This window comes from Fimbriimonadia bacterium, assembly GCA_039961735.1.
In the GTDB taxonomy this organism is placed as follows: Bacteria; Armatimonadota; Fimbriimonadia; order Fimbriimonadales; family JABRVX01; genus JABRVX01.
In genome coordinates this window covers 21844-29555 of record JABRVX010000052.1, presented here as the reverse complement: position 1 = coordinate 29555, position 7712 = coordinate 21844, and the positions used below count along the sequence as shown (strand labels likewise).

The window sequence follows — 7712 nt, the reverse complement described above, 5'->3', positions numbered from 1 at the left end:
GTTATCTCGCTGTTCATGCCGCTGGTCAAAGTCATCGAGTCCCTCTCGTCGAACTAGCGCGTGTTCCCTCCCTCTCCCCCGAGGATGGGGGAGAGGGAGGGAAGACGCGCTAGTTCGACGAGAGGGACTCGATGACTTTGACCAGCGGCATGAACAGCGAGATAACGATGAAGCCGACCACCACGCCGAGGAAGACGATGAGGACCGGCTCGATGGCAGACGTCAGCGAGGCGATCGTGGAATCCACCTCCTGTTCATAGAAGTCCGCGATCTTTTGAAGCATGAAGTCCAGCGAGCCGGACTCCTCGCCGACTCCGATCATGTGCACGACCATGGGCGGGAACATGCCGCTCGCCTCGAGCGGGTCGCCGATCCGGTCTCCCTCACGGATGCGCGCGCGGGCCTCGAGGATGGCGTCGGCAAGGATGTTGTTGCCGACGGTTTCGGCGACGGTCTCCATCGCCTGCAGAATCGGGACACCCGAGGACAGCAGGGTGCCCATCGTGCGGCTGAATCGTGCGAGGCAGATTTTGTGGTGCAGCGGTCCGAACACCGGTAGCTTCAGTTTCATACGGTCAATCACGCGCCTGCCGAAGCGTGTGCTCGCGAAGGACTTCCACGCGATCAGAATGGCGACTAGGATGCCGACGAACAGCCACCAGCGAGAGATCAGGCTGTGGCTGAGGTCAATCAGGATCTGCGTACCCCAAGGGAACTCCTTGATGTTTAGGTCCTTATACAGTTCGGCAAACCTCGGGATGACGCCCACGACGAGGCCGATGACCACGACGAGTGCGAACACGACAACGATAGTGGGGTAGGTCAAGGACGCGCGGACCTTGCGGCGGAGCTCTACGTCCTTCTCCAAGAAGTGGGATAGCCTTTGGAGCGACTCCTCGAGCACGCCACCAACTTCCCCGGCGCGAATCAGACCGATGAACAGCTTTGAGAAAGCGCGAGGGTGTCGGGACATGGCGCGAGACAGGCTCTCGCCGCCTTCGACTCGCTCGCCGACGTCAATCAGGATACGCTTGAGCTTCGCGTCGTTGCACTGCTCGCTAAGAACGTCGAGGCACCGCACCAGTGACACGCCCGCATCAACCATGGTGGAGAACTGTCGGCAGAAAATCGAGAGACTGGTCAGCTTGACTCGTCCGAAGCCGGCCGCTCCCTTGCGCGCGCGGCGCACCTGGGTAACCTCGGTCAGAACGAGGCCTTGTTCCTCGAACCGTTTGCGGAGCAGTTCCTCGCTTTCTGCTTCGACCGTACCGGCTTGCGTGTTGCCGTCGGCACCACGAACCTTATATGAGAAGACCGGCATTCATCTGCCTCCTGACCTTACTTTCGCGGCGGCATCGGTGGGCGACCCTCGCCCGGTCCCTGGCCCGGCGTGATCATCTTCTTCAGCTCGTCTACGTTCATAGCGCGCGCCATAGCATCTTCGAAGGTGATCAGGCCCTGGTTGTACAGAGTTCGCAGGTGCTGGTCCATGGACATCATGCCGTGTTGACCGCCCGTCTGTACCATAGACGGGATCTGATGCGTTTTATTCTCACGGATCAGGTTGCGAACTGCAGGAGTTGCGATCATTATCTCGCATGCTGGGATGCGTCCGGGCTGGCCGGCCCTGGGCAGAAGCTGCTGCGAGATGATGGCCACGATGTTATTCGCTAGCTGGACGCGTATCTGCTCCTGCTGTCCGGTCGGGAACACGTCCACGATACGGTCAATCGACTCGGCGGCGTTGTTGGTGTGCAGGGTGGCGAACACGAGGTGCCCGGTTTCTGCGGCTGTGATTGCCAGGTGAATGGTCTCCGGGTCACGCATCTCGCCGACCAGGATCACGTCCGGGTCCTCGCGCAGAGATGCTCGCAGCGCGTTGGCGAATGCCTTCGTGTCCTGACCCAGCTCGCGCTGATTGATGATGCACAACTTGTGCGTATGCAGATACTCGATCGGGTCTTCGATGGTGATGATGTGCAGGGCTCGCGTATTGTTGATGTTATTGATCATCGCCGCGAGGGTCGTTGATTTGCCGGACCCGGTCGGTCCGGTCACCAGGATCAAACCTCTAGGCCGCCCTGTCAGATCATTGAGGATGGGCGGTAGGTTCAGTTCGGCGACCGTCGGGATTCGGGTAGGGATCAGACGGAAGGCGGCAGCAATTGCCCCACGGTCGCGATACATGTTCACGCGGAAGCGTGCGGTCTTGTACAGTTCGTAGGAGAAGTCGAGCTCGAGCGTGCTCTCGAAGCGCTGAATCTGCTCGTCCGTCAGCACGTCGTACATCAGTCGCTGGGTGTCGAACGCCGACAGCTTGACGTAGTTCAGCCGAATGAGGGCTCCGTCTACACGGATGACGGGCTCGCTATCCTTGCACAAGTGGATGTCCGAGGCGTTCTTCTCGTGCACGATGCGAAGCAGCTCGTCGATGTGAACGTCTTCGATCGGGCGCGGACCTGTTACTCCAGTCGCTGCCTCCGTCCGCTGGGGTCGCGCAGCAACTGCACCGAAGGTGGCCCCCTTAGGTGCTACCTGCGCCTGTATGCGAACGTCGGATGGTCCAGGACCGGGAGCCGGTCGAGGATCAGGCGGCGACTTGGGCTCTTCGTTGGCTACCATTTATGAATCTCCCTCCCAAACGTATGACGACCCGAACGGGCCGAATCGAATCCTAGTAGCCCGCGGTGAAGACGACCCTCATGACCTCTTCGGGCGTGGTGATACCGGCCAGCACCTTGGTCAAACCGTCTTCGCGAAGCTCTTTCATGCCGTTGGCCTTCGCAGCCTCTTTCACGTCCGCGAGCGGAGCACGCCGAACGACGAGTTCCGCGATCTCGGCGTTCATCACCATGAGTTCGTACAGACCAATACGACCTCGCCAGCCCGTGAACCGGCAGTAGTCGCAGCCCTTACCTCGGTACAGCGTCACCATTTCGTCGGGGTTCTCGGGCTTGAAGCCGAAGCGCCTCAGCTCCGCGCCTCTAACCTCATACGGCTCTTTGCATCGCTCGCATACGCGGCGCCCGAGGCGCTGGGCGAGAATGCCGATCACGGTGGCCGAGATCAGGTAGGGTTCGACGCCCATGTCCACCATTCGAATAACGGCAGATGGTGCGTCGTTCGTGTGCAGAGTCGAGAGGACCAAGTGACCAGTCAAAGACGCCTCGATGGCGATCTCTGCAGTCTCCAGGTCGCGCATCTCACCGACCATGATGATGTCGGGGTCCTGGCGCAAGAACGACCGGAGGGCGTTAGCGAAGGTCAGGCCGGCTTTGCGGTTCACACCCACTTGCGCAATGCCGGCGAGGTGGTACTCGATCGGGTCTTCGATGGTGATGATATTCTTTTCGATCGAGTTCAGCTTGTTCAGGACCGAATACTGCGTTGTCGTCTTGCCCGAACCCGTCGGCCCGGTGGAAAGGACCATTCCGTTCGGCTGTGCGACGAGCTCCTCCAGTGCGGCCTGTGTCTCCGGCGTGAAGCCGAGCTTCTCCAGACCGAGCAGCACGCTGGTCTTGTCCAGAATACGCATGACGATCTTCTCGCCATACGGCGTCGGGATGGACGAAACGCGAAGGTCGTACTCTTTGCCCGCGTGTCGGACTTCGATTCGACCGTCTTGCGGAATGCGGCGCTCGGCGATATTCATCTCCGACATGATCTTATATCGGGAGAGCAGCGGGGCCTGAATCGCCTTTGGCAGCGTCATCGTCTCGTGCAACACGCCGTCGATTCGGTACCGAATGCGCACGTTCCGGTGCTGGGGCTCTACGTGGATGTCGGAGGCGCGCTCGTCGATAGCCTGCTGGATCATCGCGTTGGCGAGCTTGATGATGGGGGCTTGCTCTGCGAGCTCGACCGCCGCCTTGTCGTCGTCGGCAGCGTCGACGTCGCTCTTGGCGCCGGCGGCCGCGATTGCGGCACGGATGTCTCCCATCACCGCGCCTTTGTTCGGCGTCTCGCCACCTCCCCCGGCACCGTTCTTGTCACCCGGATAATGGCGTCGGATGGCATCCTCGATGGCCCCCGGTACGGCAAGCACGGGGATCACGCGGCAACCCGAGGCGAGGCGGATATCATCCGTCGCCTTCAGGTCGTTGGCGTTGGACATCGCGACCCAGAGGTTGGACCCCTCTTTGCGGATCGGGATTGCGCTGTGTTGTCGGACAATCTGTTCCTTGACTACGTTGAGCGCGCTGGACTCGATTTCCACGCGGTCGAGGTCCACGAACCGATGGCCCTGCTCCTGAGCGCGCGCCTCATAAACCTCCCGCTCACCTACGTATCCGAGGTCCAATAGTATTTTTCCTAGGTCGCCGCCCTTCGTGTTGGCTTGAACCTTTTTGGCTTCGGCCAACTGCTCTTCCGTCAAGTACCCCTTCTCGACAAGGTACTCGCCGAGCGGCCTGCGAACCATGCCCATCTACGGACTACTCCTAAACACGCGGGGGTGCCGAGCCGACACGGGAGCCCGACCCATCAGCGGATGGTGCAGAGTATACACCAAACCGGGCTTCCCTTCTGCCGAACAGGGAATCGCCACAGCAGAACTCACGGCGGACTTCGATCCGCCCGCGTTAGCATATGTACTACGATGATTCCGTAATAGCGGTCCGGGAATCTGTGGCTCCCCCTGTCCTGTTGATACGCAGGCCTGCCGTCTAGTATGTCGGGTCAAAGTACCTGCTTCGTTCACTCCAGCGTGACTCCCGGGGCTTTTTCGAGTGAAGATTCGAGCGCTGCGAGCATGGCTTTGAGTGGAGCCGGTCTGCCGAGCCAAAGTTCGAGGGATGCCGCTCCCTGCCCTGCAAGCATTCGTACCCCGTCCACCGTCCGCAGTCCCCTCGCCTCGGCAGCCCGAAGCCAGGCGGTGCGACGGGGCCGATAGATGATATCATAAACTACGGCATCCGGCCGAAGGTTCCCGAGAGGGAAGGCGGGGATGGCCTCGAAGTCCGGCTCCATCCCGACGGGTGTCGCGTTCACCACCAGAGCAGCCGTCCGGGCTGCCGTCGCAGCCCTCTCACCGTCCCACTGCGTGACCTCGCCGCCAAGCAGACGGAAGTCGTCTCGCGCCTCGTCGGGGTGGCGGGAGAGAACGACTACGCGCCGCCTTTGTCTGCTTAGCGCCAGGCAGATGGCCCGGGCTGCGCCACCTGCGCCCAAAATCACGGTACTGCCTTCTGCGTCGAGTTCGATATCCCGCAGGCCCATGAGGAAGCCTGCACCGTCCGTGTTGTATGCGACGACCTTGCTGTCTCGGCGGACCCAGGTATTGGCTACGCCGAGAAGCTTCGCCTCGGCTGAGGCTTCGTCAGCCAACTCGAAGGCGGCGCGCTTGTGAGGGATGGTGATGTTCACGCCGGCAAGTGCGCCGGTCCTTACCGCCGCAGCCAGCCCGCCGACTTCGTGGGGGTCACACTCCACGCGCAGGTACTCCGCCTCGATGCCGAGAGCGTGGAAGGCGGCTCGGTGCATCTGTGGCGACAAGCTGTGGCCGATCGGCTTGCCCACCACGGCAAACAACAGCATCCGCTTAGTTTCCACATCGATCGGTCCCATCCTGCGGGTTTCGGTACAATCCCAGCATGTCGAGCATAGCATCCAGCATTCTCGCCCTCGTTGTCGCCAGTACTGCTCCACCCCAGTCCGCATGGAGACAGGGCTACGAGGAGTACACCCGGTGGATGAGTTCCATCGGGGTGGACCTTCCGGCAGGCGAGAGTCGCATGATGGATTGGGCACAAGCCACCCGTGACTACGGCGGGCGCCGGGCGGCACAGGCAACGCCCGTGTTGGAACGGGTGCTGCGCGAGTACCCCGACTCCAGCCTTGCCGGCTCGGCACAATGGATGCTGCTTCAGCAGGAGATTCGAGAAAAGCCCCCGGTGATACGTGCCCACCGGCTCCAGCGGTTCCTCGGGGCTTACCGCAGCCCGGAGTGGCTCGGTCCTGCCACTTCGCAGTTAGTAACCGCGCTGTTGGAAGCTGGCCGTCAGGCGGATGCACGAGCTGTCGTGCGTGACTTCGCCGAGAAGTGGCCTGGGAGCAGCCTGGTTCCCGAGCTTCGCCGCGCATCAGGTCTGGACACGACCCCGGCGCCCGACCCTGTCCCCGCTAACGCCCACTGGGACGAGTTGAACAAGCTCAAGGCGGCGGTGCGCTGGGGCGAGCTTCAGCAGGGCCTTCGAGAGCATCTCACACGGTTCCCCGAGTCCCCGCGGCGGGACGAAGCGATCCGCGAGCTGATGCGTGTGGTACGCCACCACATGCCCGGAGATGAACCGGAGGTTCGTTACCTGGAGGAGTTCGTCGCTTCGCGCAATCCGATGCCGGGGGCGGACCTAGCGGCAGTTCGACTGGCCCACAGGTACCTCGAGCGAGGGGACCATGCGAAGGCGGCATCGCTGTTCGAGAAGGTCGCGAACGAGTGGCCTCACTCGATCTATGCCCCGCGGGCGCTAGTGGATGCGGGTCTGGCCCGCCTGGCGCTCGGGCAGCGCGCAGCATGCCTGACGAACCTGCAAAAGGCGGAAGTCCTGACTTTCGACCCATACGACTTGCGAGACATAGTTCTGGCACGCGGGTATGCGAACTCGAACGGCCGCTGGACAGAGATGCTGGAGAAGGAGTACTCGGTGATCGAGGACCCTGCCACCTCCGTCGGCCGCAGGGCGGAGGCGCATGCGCGGGTGAACGTGTTGCACGCTCTCGTCCCCCCGAACCGCGATCCGCGGCAAGCGGCCATATGGAACGTGCGGCTTTTCATCTTCAAACGGCTCGACCACGAGTGGACCACCAAGGACAACGAGCCGCGCCACACCAAGTTCGAACTGACGCCCGAGATGATCGCCGACATCCAGACCACCTTCGGCAAGTATAAGGAAGACGTGTTCCGGTATTCGCGAGGGGCCCTGCGGATCGAGTCGGAGATACGGATTCTCGACGAGAGCGCGAAAGTCACCAAAGTGGACTGGAACCGAGACAATCCACACCTGTTCTGGAACGCGCACGGTCACCCGCTGGAGAAGATGCCCAATCGAACTGCGGGGCCCTTCCAGTCCGACTTCTGGGTGATACCGGCGGAAGGGCTCCCTGCGTGGGCACCTGCGGGCGCAGGCGGACCGGCCAAGGAGACCGGTAAGGGGGACGTGACCTACATGTACGGACCCGGATGGAAGGACTGGTTTCGTTACGTATACGTGCATGAGTGGCTGCACAACGTGGACGGCGCGTTCTGGCTGAACGGCTGGCAGCCGCAATGGAACCTCTCGCACGACCACTGCGGGAGGGATTGGAACTCGCGCTGGCCCGATTCGGGCGACCCGGAATGGTGCATCGGCTTCATCAAAGGCTGGGGGGAGCATGAGGAGGACTGGTGCGCCTTCTACCGATGGACGATGAGCAACATTATCACGCCCCGAATGTGGTCGCAGGCGAAGCTGGAGGGTATCCGCGGCGAGCAGGGCGCCACGCTCTCGACGGCCGTGCCCCTCCGCCACGGGTCCCGGTAGCATCCTGCCACGGCGCTACCGCCCTATCGGCTAGGTGCGGGCCGCCGAAGACGCCGTGTGACTTCACCCCTGGGGATGAAAGAGATGAGGGTGTTGTGCATGGTCCTTTGCCAAGGCCCCGGAGGCAGCCTGGTCCCAGAGCCAATGCACCGGACTCGCCATCCGAGGACGGATGGCGAGATGACTGTATCGAGA

Annotated in this window: 5 protein-coding genes; 1 reads left to right on the top strand and 4 read right to left on the bottom strand. The window is 62.1% G+C overall.

Annotated elements, in window-relative coordinates; genetic code table 11:
• Positions 1-109: 109 nt before the first annotated feature.
• The 4 genes from HRF45_11910 to aroE form a co-directional block, all read right to left on the bottom strand.
• Positions 110-1321, bottom strand: a complete 1212-nt coding sequence (locus HRF45_11910) for a type II secretion system F family protein (protein ID MEP0767231.1) — start codon at positions 1319-1321, stop codon at positions 110-112.
• Between the two features lie 17 nt (positions 1322-1338).
• Complete coding sequence (locus HRF45_11905; protein MEP0767230.1) at positions 1339-2622, bottom strand: type IV pilus twitching motility protein PilT; 1284 nt, start codon at positions 2620-2622, stop codon at positions 1339-1341.
• A 52-nt stretch (positions 2623-2674) separates the two neighbouring features.
• The gene (gene tadA, locus HRF45_11900; protein MEP0767229.1) at positions 2675-4426 is read right to left on the bottom strand and encodes a Flp pilus assembly complex ATPase component TadA; all 1752 of its coding nucleotides are present in this window, start codon (positions 4424-4426) and stop codon (positions 2675-2677) included.
• Between the two features lie 269 nt (positions 4427-4695).
• Positions 4696-5565, bottom strand: coding sequence for a shikimate dehydrogenase (aroE, locus tag HRF45_11895; GenBank protein MEP0767228.1), 870 nt, complete (start codon positions 5563-5565; stop codon positions 4696-4698).
• A 26-nt stretch (positions 5566-5591) separates the two neighbouring features.
• On the opposite strand from aroE, the gene HRF45_11890 reads away from it, so the two are divergent.
• Positions 5592-7517, top strand: a complete 1926-nt coding sequence (locus HRF45_11890) for a tetratricopeptide repeat protein (GenBank protein MEP0767227.1) — start codon at positions 5592-5594, stop codon at positions 7515-7517.
• Positions 7518-7712 lie beyond the last annotated feature (195 nt).